Source organism: Clostridium beijerinckii, assembly GCF_008705175.1.
GTDB classification, from domain to species: domain Bacteria; phylum Bacillota; class Clostridia; order Clostridiales; family Clostridiaceae; genus Clostridium; species Clostridium beijerinckii.
This window is the reverse complement of record NZ_CP043998.1, coordinates 1,740,411-1,755,355: the sequence shown is the minus strand read 5'-3', so window position 1 is coordinate 1,755,355 and position 14,945 is coordinate 1,740,411. Positions and strand designations below refer to the sequence as shown.

Sequence of the window (14,945 nt, the reverse complement as noted above, 5' to 3'; positions counted from 1 at the left end):
AAGGAGTATAGCCATTATTTCTATATTTATACAAAAATTTTCTTTCAATGTTCAAATTAAGTATCTGTATAAAGTATTTACCATTTAAGAGTGATTGCCCATCAACTTTTTCTAAAAGCATGTTTTATGGCACTTATTAATATAATCCATGTTATTTTGAAACAATTCCTATAATGTATAATAGCATTTATTATCAACACGAATACTATTAATTCAATATAGTATAATAGTACTGTTAATATTGGCTTTGCATTCATCCACTTCATATCTAAAAACCTTGAAGTTAAAAATGATAATCCGAATATAACTGCACTAAGAATTATAAGTCCTTTTATCATTCCCTTAAAATCTTCATGACTTGGTGCTATTCCACTTATTAACACTAGAAATAAAAATATAGTTATTATACCTTCTTTACTCACTATTATTCTTGGATCTAGTATTCTAGATATATCAGCAACTTTATCTTTCAATACAAATTTACTTTCTATAAATATGAATAATGGTATATTTATTATGACAGGTGCTATAGCTATAAGAAATTCCTTAATGCTAATTAAAAATGGCATACTGCTTCCAACTCTTGATCTTATAAATCCCGGCCTGTTTCCTTTTGGCAAAAGTTGTACTTGTTCTATTTTAGCAAGACACAAAATTGCAACCAATAAATGTGCAAGTTCATGAGCCGGTGTACTTAAAGCATATATAAATTTAGCCACTCCTGCATTTATACTACTCAGTGCTCCTTGAAAAACCGATTGTATAAATCTCAATACATAGTAATACGAAAAATATATCAATAAAAAAATACCCACTGACTTAATTGCTGTTTCCATTTTAACAACGCCCCCACTATCTTACTCTATTTATAAAACCACATTTTTTGCATAATTCCTCTACTGCCTTTCTTCCAGAAAAACCATTATATATGTCTATAGCTCTTTTTGAACTTAGAATTTCTTCTAATGTATTGTCAAAGATATTACCAAGTGCTATACTACCATCACTATCTAAACAACAAGGCACTACTGTTCCATCTACTAATATTCCCACTTGATCTCTAAGCCCATAGCAGAAGACTCTTTCTCCTAACTCCTCAACTTGCAATGATGGCCACTTAAATTTCTCTCCCATACTAAGATATACATTATTTTTTAGTTTAAAACTATTTTTTTCCTTTAAACTTTCTCTCAAACTGGATTTTATTTTGAAACTTTGTTCAAGAAATTCAAAAATATCAATATTCATGCTATTACTAGCAGTATACTTTGTATCTAAATTCCACAACCTTAAAGAAGTTATTATATTAGTTTTTTCACTAGCTTCTTTAACAAATTCAATTATATTATCTATATATTTACTAAACTCAACATGTCCCTCATTCGCTTCAAAGCTATGAAGCGAAATATTAACTTGCCTTAAAGCATTTGAACTAAGTAACACATCTTTAACTTCACTTATTAAAGTTCCATTAGTAGTTATATTAACCTTTAATGAATTTTCATTGCTTATATCCAAAAAACTCTTTATATTTTCATTTAAAAATGGTTCTCCCATTAGATGAAAATATACATAATCAGTATGTAATTTCACGCTATTTACGATATGTTGAAAACTTTTCTTATCCATAAACTTAAGTTCCCTATTTGTTTTAGGGCAAAAATCGCAACTTAAATTACACACATTTGTTATCTCTATATAAATCTTTTTAAATTTCTTCATTAAATTATTACTCCAATCAATACATTTAGATAAAAATAAAATATATTTTATATCTCAAACTAGTATATATTTTAATCCCCGCCTTTGCAAGAAAATCACTGCTTTCTTAAAATTATTTTACAATAAAAATTCCACCTAAATCTAATATAAAATTTAGATGGATAGCAGTATACTTTGTATCTAAATTCCACAACCTTAAAGAAGTTATTATATTAGTTTTTTCACTAGCTTCTTTAACAAATTCAATTATATTATCTATATATTTACTAAACTCAACATGTCCCTCATTCGCTTCAAAGCTATGAAGCGAAATATTAACTTGCCTTAAAGCATTTGAACTAAGTAACACATCTTTAACTTCACTTATTAAAGTTCCATTAGTAGTTATATTAACCTTTAATGAATTTTCATTGCTTATATCCAAAAAACTCTTTATATTTTCATTTAAAAATGGTTCTCCCATTAGATGAAAATATACATAATCAGTATGTAATTTCACGCTATTTACGATATGTTGAAAACTTTTCTTATCCATAAACTTAAGTTCCCTATTTGTTTTAGGGCAAAAATCGCAACTTAAATTACACACATTTGTTATCTCTATATAAATCTTTTTAAATTTCTTCATTAAATTATTACTCCAATCAATACATTTAGATAAAAATAAAATATATTTTATATCTCAAACTAGTATATATTTTAATCCCCGCCTTTGCAAGAAAATCACTGCTTTCTTAAAATTATTTTACAATAAAAATTCCACCTAAATCTAATATAAAATTTAGATGGATATATGAATCAGCTTATATTAAACATTTTAATTATAATAATCAATTATTACCTTTACAAAAGATAAAGAGCAAGTGAATCTTACTAACTCCACTTGCTCTTTCTTAGTTACTGATTTTAACGTTGTCCGCCAACTGGGTACGACCGTCTGTCGTACATTGCTACCGGGATTTTTCCGTTGCCCGTCACCAACTGTATATCTCTTGAGATACACTCTTCTGCCGGATTGAAGTGTCAGTACACTAAGATAAATTAAACCTTTATCTTGATTTAATTATATCTCATTTCATCATTAATTGCAATAGTTTTTTGAATTTTCTGAATAATTGTAATTTTTATAATAAAATCCATATACTAGATTTAATATGAATATGTTTTCTTTTATATTTAATTACAAGTGCAATTTTATATAATTATTCTCTTAACTTTTATTTATCTATCCAAATATATAAATATAGGTTAATTTATAACTACTTTAGTCCCCTTAGGTATATTGTCATAAATCCATTTAGCATTTTCTTTGGCTAACCTTATACACCCATCTGATAGCTTCATACCTAACCTTCCATCTCTAACCGATCCATCCAAATTATAAATTATTGAATGAAATAAATAATTACCTTTAAACTGTGTATAATACCAACACTTGTATCCTTTATTTACGCCAAAATAGAGTCCCTTTATTCCAACCTTATAAGTTCCTTTAGGTGTTGGCGTTGAGGCTTTTCCTAAGGTGCACAAATAACTATTAATTAGGTTCCACTTATTTGTGCTTCCTTTAAAAATATTCACTTTAAAGCTTCCAGTATCTACCCAAATCAAGTAGTTGGTTTCACTAGAATAATTCTTAGAATTTACATAATCTGCATAGCTAATACGGTCACTCGACATATCTGCTCTAATGCCATTTTTTTTAATCCTAATACCTCTTAATACTTTAGATAAAATTTTTTTCATAATTAAAATCCTAATTTAGTAATACATATTAATATATGTCTTATATATTAATTTTGATTTCTATTATTCTAAATGCTCCACTCTATATCCAATTTCTTTATTTGCCAGTCGATAACCTTCCTTAATCATTTCAACCTCGCTAATTTCGTTACCAAGCAAGCTGTCTATAGTAATCTGATTCCTATTACTAAAGTATTTACTTAAAAGTTTCTCTTCTATTTTCTCTTGAGATGCCAAAGTATAGTCATCCAAAATATGCTTAACATTAAATCCATTCTCCCTTAATGATCTTCCAACTAATATACTCCTATGACACCTTATAGGATCCTGCATAGCTCCAAGAAGTGCAATATTATAACCTTTCTGACATCCTGTTTTTAGCCTCTCAATTCCTCTTAAAAAATCTTCTTCCATAATTACCTTTTCAAAATCAGAATATCCTTCCTTATTATAAGAGTTTTTATCTTGCCTTTGAGCCGCAAGTTCTTTAGCCATATATATGTATATAAATCCTTCTTTTTTTAAAGTTTCAGCTATTGTTTCCTTATTATATTGAACATTATATTTCGAATACGGAGTTCCTCTTATATCTACAACAGTATCAATATTATAAGTCTTTAGCATATCTATTAATTTCTCTATAGAATAGTTAGAATGTCCTATTGTGTATATGTACATTTACTTGAACTCCTCTCTTTATTATATTATTTTTTCTTTGCCTTCAATTATACCTTGCTCTTTCCTTAAAATTCTCTTAATACAAACTTTACTTCTATCTTATTCACAGCTTTTTTAATTTCTTTGATATTTTAAATCCTATCTATAAAAATATAGTAACATAAAAACTACTTAGAAAATAAGAACATATCTATAATAATGTAGTTCAAAATATACGTTCCAATAAAAAATATATATCTACCTATAATTAATAAAGCTTATACAATATCTTCATTATGGTAATAATCACTAAATGGAGGTGTTTTAATGATTACTTTTATAAAAAACTATTCTCTTAAAAATATAAAAATAAAATTTTTAGCTCTATATATCCTGAATGTTACAGACATAGTATTTACTATTTTACTCTTAGATACTGGTTTTTACGTAGAAGCAAATATTTTCATGTTAGAAGTAGTAAAAAGTCCAACTATAAGTTTTTTATTAAAAATATTAGCTCCTGCAGTTCTTTTTGTATTCATATATTTTAGAATGAAAGATGCAACTAATAAACAACTAAAGTACTGTAATTACTTTATTAATGGAAGTATCATATTCTATGGTTTAATAAACACATTTCATATTATCTGGTTTGCATTATTGCCTATATTTATTTTCATATTTTAATTTGCTAACTCTTTTGAAAATCAATATCTAATTCTCTAAATATATATTTATTATATTAATTAATATGTTCAGTTTTCTATCTTAAGCCCTTTATCTTGGTGCTTTTCTCTTAGTGTTAAAATCTAGCTTTTCGTAAATACACCATAGTAAGTTTATTAAAAATATAATTAACAACTAGAAATATTTTCAATTAATTGAACAACAAGAAAGGAATATATTCTTTATTTTTAAAAATGAATTTCTTTTAGAGACAAAATTCATTTTTTATGTTATAATTCAAAATGTTGCTAAGTAATCCTAATAATTTGCAACAAGAAATGATAATAACGTCATATTTAATATTATTTTTATTCAAATTTTAAACTAAGGAAGGATAATTTACTATGAAGAAAATTAAATTTGGTCTAGCATTACAAATTCTTGCAGGACTTATACTTGGAATTATAGTAGGTGGATTTTTTTATGGAAATCCAGCTGTTGAGGCATATTTAAAGCCTATTGGAGATATTTTTATTCGTCTAATAAAAATGATTGTAGTTCCAATCGTCTTTTCATCACTTATAGTTGGTATTGCTGGAGCGGGAGATATTAAGCAGGTTGGAAGACTTGGAGGAAAAACTCTTCTTTACTTTGAAGTAGTAACAACTATTGCTATTGTATTAGGACTTTTAATTGCTAATGTATTTCATCCAGGTACAGGAATAAATATGCAAGAGCTTGCTAAATCTAGCATTGATTCTTATGTAAGCACTGCAGAAAATGTAGCACATCATAGCTTTGCAGACACATTTATAAATATTGTACCTACTAATATTTTTGATTCACTTACAAAAGGAGACATGCTTTCAGTCATTTTCTTTTCTGTTATGTTCGGTCTAGGAGTTGCTGCAATTGGTGAAAAAGGGAAACCTGTTATACAGTTCGCCCAAGGAACGGCTGATGCAATGTTTTGGGTAACAAATCAAATAATGAAGACAGCTCCTTTTGGAGTATTCGCTTTAATTGGTGTGACAGTTTCTAAGTTTGGACTTTCATCTTTAATTCCACTTGGAAAACTAATAGTTACAACTTATGGTTCAATGATTTTATTTATATTACTAATATTTGGACTAATTGCAAAATTAGTTGGGACAAGTATCTTTTCAATCATAAGAATTTTAAAAGACGAACTTATACTTGCTTATAGCACAGCAAGCTCAGAAACAGTTTTACCTAAAATCATGGAGAAAATGGAGAAATTCGGATGTCCTAAAGCTATTGCAACTTTTGTAGTACCAACAGGTTATTCTTTTAATCTAGATGGTTCTACTCTTTACCAAGCTATTGCCGCAATATTTATTGCACAATTATATGGTATTAATTTATCAATACCAGCTCAAATTAATTTAATGCTTGTATTGATGCTTACTTCAAAAGGTATAGCAGGCGTGCCAGGAGTATCTTTTGTAGTTTTACTAGCCACTCTTGGTTCTGTTGGAATTCCAGCCGAAGGCCTAGCTTTTATAGCTGGAATAGATCGTATACTTGACATGGCTAGAACTGTTGTAAATGTATTAGGTAATTCTCTAGCAGTTGTTGTTGTATCAAAATGGGAAGGAAAGTATAATTCTATAAAGGGCAAAGAATATATAAAATCCATAAAGAAAGCTGCTTAATTCTATAACAAAAAAGTGAGTGTTTATCTAGAAATTATTTTCTAAATTAACACTCACTTTTATTTTTATATTCTATGGTCCTAGATTAATTGTTATCTTTATTTCTACTTTTAATATAATTATTATAGATAAGTTTTTACTATTACCTACAACTTATCTATAATCTTTTTCTGTATATATCTAATTACATCGCCTCTACTAATAACTCCTACTACTCTTCTTTCTTTATCTATAACCGGTATCTTTTTAAAGTTATGTTTTGAGAAAATAGACAAAACCTTTTCCATAGTATCTTCTGGAAAAACACAGAAAATATCTTTACATTTTGCAATAGTCATGATATTAGTATCCTTTATCATTCCAATTTCTTCTTCTAATTCTTCCTTTTTAAGATAAAATACATATGAAATTAAATCATACATTTTTCCTTCTTTAGGATTTATGCTTCTTATTATATCACCATCACTTACAATACCCGAAAGTATTCCCTTATTATCTACTATTGGTACTCCGCCTATTTTATTGGTGACTAATACCCTCATGACATCTTTAATAGTATTTTCTTTACTTACGGAAATTACATCAGTAATCATAAAATCCTTTACTTTCATTATTCTATCCCCTTTAATCAATTTACTTTATAAGTATTTTCTTATTTGTCTATCAAATTCATTAGTAAAATTTTATATTATTTTTATATTAATATCTTTTTAATTTATATATATCTATTATTAAATAACACATTCCTCTATTATAGTTTAATTTTTTATATCATCTTCTAGTTCTCATAAATAATGTTAAAAATATAGCAATAACAGCTATAGCTCCAGTTACAGAAATAGAATATGCCATAGCATCTACAGATGCTTGTCCTTGAATAATTTTTGCCAATTGAGATAGTGCCATAACTTTAGAAGTTTCTTGTGAAAAACCTTCATACATATATGATTTTGTTAGTGAATTTATAGTTCCTACTGCTGTTTTATTGTAGATATTTATTTGCTCTGCAAGTTTTGAATAATTATAACTTGTTTTCGATTGTATTATTACTGTCATTATGGTTACAGCAAGAGAACTTGCTACCTGTCTTATAGTGCTATTCAATGCTGATGCTCTTGGAATCATTTCGCCTTTTACTACATTCATACCAGCAGTGCTAATAGGCATCATAGCTATTCCTAATCCAATAGATCTTATACAGTTAATAAATATTATTGATTCCTTGCTAGAATTCATGCTTATAGCTGTTGACAACTTAAATGTAGCTAGTGCTAATATAATAAGACCTGGTATAACTACAGGTTTAGCTCCGAATTTATCATAAAGCGTTCCGCTTAATGGCATCAAAGCCCCCATAACTAGTGCTGATGGAAACATGATAAGTCCCGCCTGCATCGCAGTATATCCCCTTACATTCTGCAGAAATAAAGGCAATACATATGACCCTCCCATTAATCCTATAGTTAACACAGTTATTATAACTAAGCTCATACTAAAATCAAATAGTTTGAGAACTCTCAGATCTAATAGTGGGTCTGGATGTGTAAGTTCATTAACCACAAATAATATGAGGCTTAAACTCCCCAACGCTACTAACATTGGATTTATCATATCACCCCAATCAATTGAGGATCCTTTTCCAAGTACATATAACAAACTTACCAAACCTACTGTAGATGATAAAAATCCTACTATATCAAATGCCTTAAATGGTTTCATAGGTTGGCCTTTTAAAATAATCATCCCCAACAATACTCCTATTATTCCTATTGGGATATTTACTGTAAAAATTAATCTCCAATCCATTTTTTCTATAATCAGTCCACCAAGAGTTGGTCCTATAGCAGGTGCGGCCATAGCTGCTATTCCATAAACTCCAAGTGCAAGTCCTATCTTTTTTCTTGGAAATACAGAATATATTATACTCATGCCAACAGGCTGCATCATCCCTCCTCCAATAGCTTGAAATACACGAAATGCTATCATACTAGAATTGCTCCATGCAAATCCGCATAACGCAGACCCTATTGTAAAAATCGCCAATGCAACTATATATACTTTTTTAGCGCCAAAAATATCTTGAAGATATCCTGTTAAAGGAATAATTGCTCCAAGTGCTAATGTATAAGCTGTCATTACCCACTTCACATCATCTAATCCTACTCCAAATACAGACATCATTTTAGTTAATGCAACATTAATTATACTACTGCTTAGTACCGACATAAATGTACCAACTATGATAACTATCATTGCTAACCATGGATTTGCCTGTTCATTACTATTATCCTTCATTCTTTGTTCACCCCGTTGTTTAACATATTACTAGACATTAAATAGGCTAAAACATTTACATACTCCTGCTTCTAAGTTACTTAAGCTTCCTTATACGTCTCTTCTCATTAATTTATGACTTTTTATCATATCTACGATTTCGAGAATATAAGTTACACCATGAAACTTACTTAAGTATAAGTTACACCGCGTAACTTGTCAATGAATTTTGAGTAACATTTAGTAACTTGTAAGTTTATGATTCATTTGCTATGATGTAATTGTCAATTAGTAAGGAGGTAAAGAAATGGAATTTCAACGTGCTCGAAACGAAGAACAAAAAAGCATTAGGCGTGAACAAATCATAGAGGCTACATTAAAGCTATATGAAAGAGAGCCCTTAGAAAAAATCACACTTGCTTCAATTGCTAATGAGTTAAATTTTTCAAGAGCAAATTTATATAAATACGTTTCCACTAAGGAAGAAATTTTCCTATGGATATTAAGTTCAGATTTAGAAAAATGGGTAAAAAAGACATATGATAAACTTAAAGATTATGATCAATTAGAACTTAAAACTTTTTGTCTGTTATGGTCAGAACAAATGTATGAAAATCAGCGTTTTTTAAAGCTATTCTCAATTTTAGCTTCAGTATTAAGAAGTAATGTGACAACAAAATCACTGGAGATATTGAAGCAAGATCTTGCTAATAGCTTTGGTAAATTAAATTTGATTACTAAAAAATTTATTCCTAACCTGACAGAAGATGAGCTTAAACTTTTTAATGAATATCAGATTTATTATGCCTCTAGTTTATATTCTCCGGCAGTATCCTCTAAAAACCAACGTCAAGAGTTTCAAACTGTTTCACTACTAGAAGCCCCACCTGATTTTGTTTCGCGTTTTGCAGGATATCTTGAAGTAATTATATTGGGTCTTCAAGCGAAAAATAAATAATATTTATTTTATAATTCTTATATATAAGTCAAACTATAATTAGTATAATAAATTTATCTAAAAAAAAGTAGGAATCAATTAGAGATTCCTACTAAATTATTTCAGTATTAAGATATATTTAGATTACAACTCATCTATCTTTGCCTATGTTTAAAGATATAAACATCTTATTAATCTTATAAATATACATAATCATTCATTACAGGCTGTAAGCCTTTAGACTTAATTGCTTCATACACTTCATCTACTGATCTGTTATCTGCAATTTCAAATTGATTATCTCCCCTGTCTTCTGCATCTTCCGCATGGCTTCCTATTCCTGTACTTACACCTGCTGAAATCTTAGTAGCTGCTAAGCCAATTACATTATTACGAAATCTTTCGCATTCTCTTGTAGAAATCGTAATATTAGCAAAAGGCATAAAAAGACGGTAAGCTGTAATGACTTGCAAGAGTTGTTTCTCATGCACATCCTTTGGATTAATTTTATCATTATTAATAATTGGTCTTAACCTTGGACATGAAAATGCCATCTCTGCATGCGGATACTTTCTTTGAAGAAGGTATGCATGTACCCCTGTCGCAAAAGCATCTTTTCTAAAGTCATCTAGGCCAAGTAATGCTGCAAATCCAACACCACGCATCCCACCTTTTAGAGCTCTTTCTTGCGCATTAAGTCTATATGGAAATATGCGCTTATGCCCTTCAAGATGAAGTGTTTCATATTTATCTGAATTATAAGTTTCCTGGAATACAGTTACAAAATCTGCACCGCATTCTTGAAGATATTCATATTCATCAGAATTCATAGGATATACTTCTAATCCTACCATCTTAAAATACTTACGTGCTATCTTACAAGCTTCTCCAATATATTTTACATCTGACATTTTTCTGCTTTCACCAGTAAGCAGAAGCACTTCCTCCAAACCTGTTTTAGCTATTGCCTGCATTTCTTTCTCTATTTCATCGAAATTTAACTTCGCTCTGCGTATTTTATTATGACAGTTAAATCCACAATAAATACAATAGTTCTCACAATAATTTGCTAGATATAGTGGTGTGAACATGTAAACTGAGTTGCCAAAATGCTTTCTTGTTTCCTCTTTAGCTAATTGAGCCATCTCCTCTAAAAACGGCATAGCTGCTGGTGATAATAATGCTGCAAAATCTTCTATGGTACGATAATCATTATCCAAAGCCACTCTAACATCTGTTTCTGTATACTTATTATAATCATAAGCTTCCATGTGATTAATTACTTTATCCATTACATCTGATTCTAATACTTCCATCCCAGCCATATATTCCATGTGATTTATACGTTCTTCGCTCATAGTCTGCCTCCTAATCTTCTAAAAACCCAGTTAATGGTGATGACGCAGAAGCACCTTTATCTAGAACTCTACCTAGTCCTGAAAGATATGCTGCACGTCCTGCCTCAATTGCTTGTTTAAATGCTCCTGCCATAGCTGGAATATCACCAGCTGTCGCAATTGCAGTATTAGCCATAACAGCTGCCACTCCCATTTCCATAGCTTCACAAGCTTGAGATGGTCTTCCAATCCCTGCATCCACAATAATTGGAAGATCTATTTCATCTACTAATATTTTTATGAATTCTTTTGTAGCTAAACCTTTATTAGATCCAATCGGTGATGCAAGAGGCATAATACATGCTGCTCCAGCATTAGCTAGATCACGAGCCACATTTAAATCTGCATGCATATATGGCATTACTATAAAGCCTTCTTTAGCAAGAATTTCAGTTGCTTTAATAGTCTCATAATTATCTGGAAGCAAATATTTTGAGTCATGAATTATTTCAACTTTTACAAAGTCACCACAATTCATTGCTCTTGCAAGTCTTGCAATTCTAACTGCTTCTTCCGCATTTCTTGCCCCAGATGTATTTGGAAGCAATGTAACCCCTTCTGGAATAAAATCCAAAATATTTTCACCTCCGCTTGTATTAGCGCGTCTTAATGCCAAAGTAATCATCTGTGCGCCTGCATTCTCAACTGCAGCCTTAATTAAATTCAAATTATATTTTCCAGAACCTAGTATGAATCTTGATGAGAATTCATGTCCTCCAAGTGTTAATACATCTTTTTTCATTCCAATACTCTCCTTTAGCATTTTTCAGCAAGAACTAGTAGTATATAAAATTCGATTATTAAAATAAATTAATATGTATAACCAAATTATTAAATAAATAACTTAATTTAAAAGCTTGTCCTTTTCTAATCTAGATCTTGCAGTAAAATTATTGTTTTTATTGTTGATAATATACATTAGTGATATTTCTGAATTTATTAATGCATCAGCCGCCTCCAACAAAGCTAATTACTTCTAAAGAATCACCATCTTTAATATTTGTCTGCTTATATTGGGGTTTTGGCATTATTTCACCATTTAGCTCAACTACAATCTTATCTATTAAATATCCTTCACTGATAAGAAAGTCCTCTAACGATAATCCAGTTGCATTATCTGCCTCTTTTCCATTCACTTTTACCATTTAATCACCTCTTAAATATTTAATATGACTAAAAAAGGCCACACGAAAAAATACACCCAAGGTGGTGTACCCCTTCGTGTGACCTTCACACTCTGTAAATGATTATATCATTACACTAAGTTGGTGTCAAATTAACTTTAATTCAAAATGCATTACAAAATCAAAAAACAAATTTTTGTAATGCATTTTTATCTTATTCTGACTATTTTTCATTATATATTTTATAAGCATTCTTTAATAAGCCTTTATATAAAAGACTACTTCCAACAAGTGAAATAATAATGCAAATTCCAAATATAATTACATAATTCCTCAATATTATGGCAGCTACTACTAAACCAGCTCCTAATATAAATATAATAAGCATAATTAATAGAGGTATATAATTATTTTTAAACATAGCTTTTTCATTTTCCCATTCCAATTTTGGTGATTTAAAGTCTATATATAATCCCAATAAAGTTACCATAAGTATTGATCCAAATGAAGATATCGTCCCGAGCAATATTATGATAGGACTTACGTTTACTAATAAGAGTCCTAAGACAACTATAACCATCCCAAATTCATTTATAAATAATGATGAAAGAATCTTAGAGTATAGCTGAGTTTTATATTCCACAGGAATATACTTCGATACAATAAAATCTTTACCTTCTCTTGAAAGTGCACTTGCACCTGCTCCACCTGACATTATACATACCGTTCCACCTACAAATGCAATTGCTATGGTAATCGCATTCCATTTGGGACTACTATTTAATAAATACCTATACTCTGATAGTTTACCACCGGAAAAAAATGCAACACCCATTACTGCCGGCATGTAAAACATCATCGCTATGCAATTAATAAAGAATTGAGGAGTTCTGAATAAGATTTTAATATCTTTTATAATTAATGCTTTTAACTTTGAATTTTCTTTTATTATCTTATCTGCCTTACCGTTTTCTAAAATATTTTCCCTCTTGCTATAAGTTTCAGAAATACCTATTACTCCCTTTAAATATAACTTTCCTCCTATATAATAATATATTATGAAAATGATTAAACTTAGGCATAAAGACATAAGTATATTAAGCAAGCCTCTAATGTCATTGTTATATAATAGCGCATTTGAAGAAAATCTACTTGTTATGAAAATATCATTTAGCGTACTCATCGCGCTGTTATTTCCATCTGAAAATCTTTGAATCATTTGCTGTGAATTTGTACTTCTTCCAGAACTTGATGTAAAAAGATTGAATCCTACTATCAATATTAGTGATGCACACCCTGTAAATACTCTAAATGCATCTTTATGCTTAGATAAGCTAGTGAACCTCATAAGAATCATGCATATTAACGATGCCAATACCATCGGTATAATAGGAGTTATTAATAACACTATAATTCCATATAAATAATACAAGAAGCTTGCCTTTGACACAAATCCATAGACTATAAGTGGCAAAATCAACATTGATGTATACACATACATATTAATTAACACTGCCATAAACTTTCCAAATACTATTTCACTGCTTTTAAAAGGAAGTGGTAATATAACTTCAATATCATTTGAAAAGTATAAGATATTTATTATTGTATACATTCCAAAGATGAAAGAAACACTCTCCCCAATTGACAATATTATTGATAATAATATTCCTTCCTGCCTCATAGCATGAAGTGGTCCGTAGCCTTCACTTATTATTACAGTAAAAGGCATAGATAACATTACTACAATAAATATCATTAGCATCACTGCGAATACAGGTTTCATTTTCTTACTACTAGCAAACATTTCCTCAAATGCATTTCTTATAAAATAGTTTGTTATTATCTTAAGCCTACTCATCTTGAATCATCTCCAAAAACATCTCTTCCAAGGATTCATTCTCTTTAAACTCTTTTCTCATATTGCTTAGTGTTCCATTAAATATTAATTGCCCTTTATTAATAATCGCGACTTTATCACAGACTTTCTCTGCAACTTCCAACACATGTGTAGAAAAAATCACGGTATTTCCTTCATCAGCATGTTCTCTCATCATTTCTTTTAATGTAAATGCTGATTTTGGATCTAAACCTGTCATTGGTTCATCTAAAATCCAAACTTTTGGCTTATGAATCAAAACTCCCATAAGAACCACCTTTTGTCTCATACCATGAGAATATGAATGTATCTTATCTCCTAATGCCAACTCCATTTCAAACCTTTTTGATATTTCTTTTATCCTTAACAATCTTTCTTCCTTTGAAACCCCATAAACATCAGCCATGAAATTTAAATATTCCATTCCACTTAATCTTAAAAACATATCCGGGCTATCTGGAACATAACCAAATTGCTCTTTTGCTCTAACTGGCTCTTTACTAATATCAATTCCGTTAATTTCAATTTTTCCCGATGTAGGCGATATTATTCCAGTTATCATTTTAATAGTTGTTGTTTTTCCAGCCCCATTAGGCCCTAATAATCCATATATTTCTCCATCCCTGATTTCCAAATTTAAATTGCTTACCGCATTATAATTTCCATTATAACTTTTTGTTATATTGCTTATATTTATCATAAATTTATCCTCTCCTTGGAATTATTATACTAAAACTCGGTCTTATAACAACTTAAATAAATCTTAATTTTAGATTAATTATTCATCTCCTTTTAATATGCATCCATAATCCTACAATTAATAAAGCTATTATTGAGAATTTAATAAGGAGTATATAACTTCTAAAA

The 14,945-nt window shown here is 29.6% G+C and carries 14 protein-coding genes and 1 pseudogene; 3 read left to right on the top strand and 12 right to left on the bottom strand.

Going from position 1 to position 14,945, the window contains the following annotated elements:
• Positions 1 to 101 precede the first annotated feature (101 nt).
• The 5 genes and pseudogenes from F3K33_RS07945 to F3K33_RS07925 all read right to left on the bottom strand — a co-directional run bounded on the left by F3K33_RS07945 (position 102) and on the right by F3K33_RS07925 (position 4,146).
• Entirely contained in the window at positions 102 to 836 is a 735-nt protein-coding gene (locus F3K33_RS07945) for a hypothetical protein (protein WP_023976288.1), read from the bottom strand.
• 16 nt (positions 837 to 852) lie between these two features.
• Positions 853 to 1,722 carry a radical SAM/SPASM domain-containing protein gene (locus F3K33_RS07940; protein WP_039770622.1) on the bottom strand — a complete coding sequence of 290 codons (870 nt, stop codon included), beginning with the start codon at positions 1,720 to 1,722 and terminating at the stop codon, positions 853 to 855.
• Between the two features lie 163 nt (positions 1,723 to 1,885).
• Positions 1,886 to 2,350 (bottom strand): annotated as a pseudogene (locus tag F3K33_RS07935) (radical SAM protein); the annotation flags it as partial.
• A gap of 620 nt (positions 2,351 to 2,970) precedes the next feature.
• Positions 2,971 to 3,402, bottom strand: coding sequence for a L,D-transpeptidase (locus F3K33_RS07930; protein WP_373866461.1), 432 nt, complete (start codon positions 3,400 to 3,402; stop codon positions 2,971 to 2,973).
• 129 nt (positions 3,403 to 3,531) lie between these two features.
• On the bottom strand, positions 3,532 to 4,146 hold the full coding sequence (locus F3K33_RS07925) for a DUF488 domain-containing protein (protein ID WP_039772864.1): 615 nt from the start codon (positions 4,144 to 4,146) through the stop codon (positions 3,532 to 3,534).
• Positions 4,147 to 4,452: 306 nt separating this feature from the next.
• On the opposite strand from F3K33_RS07925, the gene F3K33_RS07920 reads away from it, so the two are divergent.
• Both F3K33_RS07920 and F3K33_RS07915 read left to right on the top strand, forming a co-directional pair.
• Entirely contained in the window at positions 4,453 to 4,812 is a 360-nt protein-coding gene (locus tag F3K33_RS07920; RefSeq protein ID WP_039772866.1) for a DUF5658 family protein, read from the top strand.
• Positions 4,813 to 5,195: 383 nt separating this feature from the next.
• Entirely contained in the window at positions 5,196 to 6,467 is a 1,272-nt protein-coding gene (locus F3K33_RS07915; protein ID WP_017208821.1) for a cation:dicarboxylate symporter family transporter, read from the top strand.
• 146 nt (positions 6,468 to 6,613) lie between these two features.
• Here F3K33_RS07915 and F3K33_RS07910 read toward each other — a convergent pair whose 3' ends face one another.
• Both F3K33_RS07910 and F3K33_RS07905 read right to left on the bottom strand, forming a co-directional pair.
• Positions 6,614 to 7,078 carry a CBS domain-containing protein gene (locus F3K33_RS07910; protein WP_017208820.1) on the bottom strand — a complete coding sequence of 155 codons (465 nt, stop codon included), beginning with the start codon at positions 7,076 to 7,078 and terminating at the stop codon, positions 6,614 to 6,616.
• Between the two features lie 160 nt (positions 7,079 to 7,238).
• Positions 7,239 to 8,762 carry a DHA2 family efflux MFS transporter permease subunit gene (locus F3K33_RS07905; RefSeq protein WP_023976357.1) on the bottom strand — a complete coding sequence of 508 codons (1,524 nt, stop codon included), beginning with the start codon at positions 8,760 to 8,762 and terminating at the stop codon, positions 7,239 to 7,241.
• 286 nt (positions 8,763 to 9,048) lie between these two features.
• On the opposite strand from F3K33_RS07905, the gene F3K33_RS07900 reads away from it, so the two are divergent.
• Positions 9,049 to 9,699, top strand: a complete 651-nt coding sequence (locus F3K33_RS07900; protein ID WP_011968849.1) for a TetR/AcrR family transcriptional regulator — start codon at positions 9,049 to 9,051, stop codon at positions 9,697 to 9,699.
• Between the two features lie 176 nt (positions 9,700 to 9,875).
• Here the strand turns inward: F3K33_RS07900 and thiH are convergent, their stop codons facing one another.
• From thiH to F3K33_RS07875, 5 genes are all read right to left on the bottom strand, one after another.
• Positions 9,876 to 11,036, bottom strand: a complete 1,161-nt coding sequence (gene thiH, locus F3K33_RS07895; RefSeq protein ID WP_039772868.1) for a 2-iminoacetate synthase ThiH — start codon at positions 11,034 to 11,036, stop codon at positions 9,876 to 9,878.
• A gap of 10 nt (positions 11,037 to 11,046) precedes the next feature.
• The gene (locus F3K33_RS07890) at positions 11,047 to 11,817 is read right to left on the bottom strand and encodes a thiazole synthase (RefSeq protein ID WP_039772869.1); all 771 of its coding nucleotides are present in this window, start codon (positions 11,815 to 11,817) and stop codon (positions 11,047 to 11,049) included.
• 205 nt (positions 11,818 to 12,022) lie between these two features.
• Positions 12,023 to 12,220 (bottom strand): sulfur carrier protein ThiS, encoded by a 198-nt coding sequence (thiS, locus tag F3K33_RS07885; RefSeq protein ID WP_011968846.1) that lies wholly within the window; start codon positions 12,218 to 12,220, stop codon positions 12,023 to 12,025.
• A gap of 202 nt (positions 12,221 to 12,422) precedes the next feature.
• Positions 12,423 to 14,060 carry a putative ABC transporter permease subunit gene (locus F3K33_RS07880; protein WP_023976358.1) on the bottom strand — a complete coding sequence of 546 codons (1,638 nt, stop codon included), beginning with the start codon at positions 14,058 to 14,060 and terminating at the stop codon, positions 12,423 to 12,425.
• On the bottom strand, positions 14,053 to 14,778 hold the full coding sequence (locus tag F3K33_RS07875) for an ABC transporter ATP-binding protein (RefSeq protein ID WP_011968844.1): 726 nt from the start codon (positions 14,776 to 14,778) through the stop codon (positions 14,053 to 14,055). The genes F3K33_RS07880 and F3K33_RS07875 overlap by 8 nt, the downstream gene beginning before the upstream one ends.
• Positions 14,779 to 14,945 lie beyond the last annotated feature (167 nt).

Bases quoted from the DNA above. Each gene is read 5' to 3' on its own strand.
- F3K33_RS07910 (WP_017208820.1), bottom strand. From the start codon at position 7,078: ATGAAAGTAAAGGATTTTATGATTACTGATGTAATTTCCGTAAGTAAA.
- F3K33_RS07920 (WP_039772866.1), top strand. From the start codon at position 4,453: ATGATTACTTTTATAAAAAACTATTCTCTTAAAAATATAAAAATAAAA.
- F3K33_RS07880 (WP_023976358.1), bottom strand. From the start codon at position 14,060: ATGAGTAGGCTTAAGATAATAACAAACTATTTTATAAGAAATGCATTT.
- F3K33_RS07890 (WP_039772869.1), bottom strand. From the start codon at position 11,817: ATGAAAAAAGATGTATTAACACTTGGAGGACATGAATTCTCATCAAGA.
- F3K33_RS07930 (WP_373866461.1), bottom strand. From the start codon at position 3,402: ATGTCGAGTGACCGTATTAGCTATGCAGATTATGTAAATTCTAAGAAT.
- thiS (WP_011968846.1), bottom strand. From the start codon at position 12,220: ATGGTAAAAGTGAATGGAAAAGAGGCAGATAATGCAACTGGATTATCG.
- F3K33_RS07900 (WP_011968849.1), top strand. From the start codon at position 9,049: ATGGAATTTCAACGTGCTCGAAACGAAGAACAAAAAAGCATTAGGCGT.
- F3K33_RS07945 (WP_023976288.1), bottom strand. From the start codon at position 836: ATGGAAACAGCAATTAAGTCAGTGGGTATTTTTTTATTGATATATTTT.
- thiH (WP_039772868.1), bottom strand. From the start codon at position 11,036: ATGAGCGAAGAACGTATAAATCACATGGAATATATGGCTGGGATGGAA.
- F3K33_RS07875 (WP_011968844.1), bottom strand. From the start codon at position 14,778: ATGATAAATATAAGCAATATAACAAAAAGTTATAATGGAAATTATAAT.
- F3K33_RS07915 (WP_017208821.1), top strand. From the start codon at position 5,196: ATGAAGAAAATTAAATTTGGTCTAGCATTACAAATTCTTGCAGGACTT.
- F3K33_RS07925 (WP_039772864.1), bottom strand. From the start codon at position 4,146: ATGTACATATACACAATAGGACATTCTAACTATTCTATAGAGAAATTA.
- F3K33_RS07905 (WP_023976357.1), bottom strand. From the start codon at position 8,762: ATGAAGGATAATAGTAATGAACAGGCAAATCCATGGTTAGCAATGATA.
- F3K33_RS07940 (WP_039770622.1), bottom strand. From the start codon at position 1,722: ATGAAGAAATTTAAAAAGATTTATATAGAGATAACAAATGTGTGTAAT.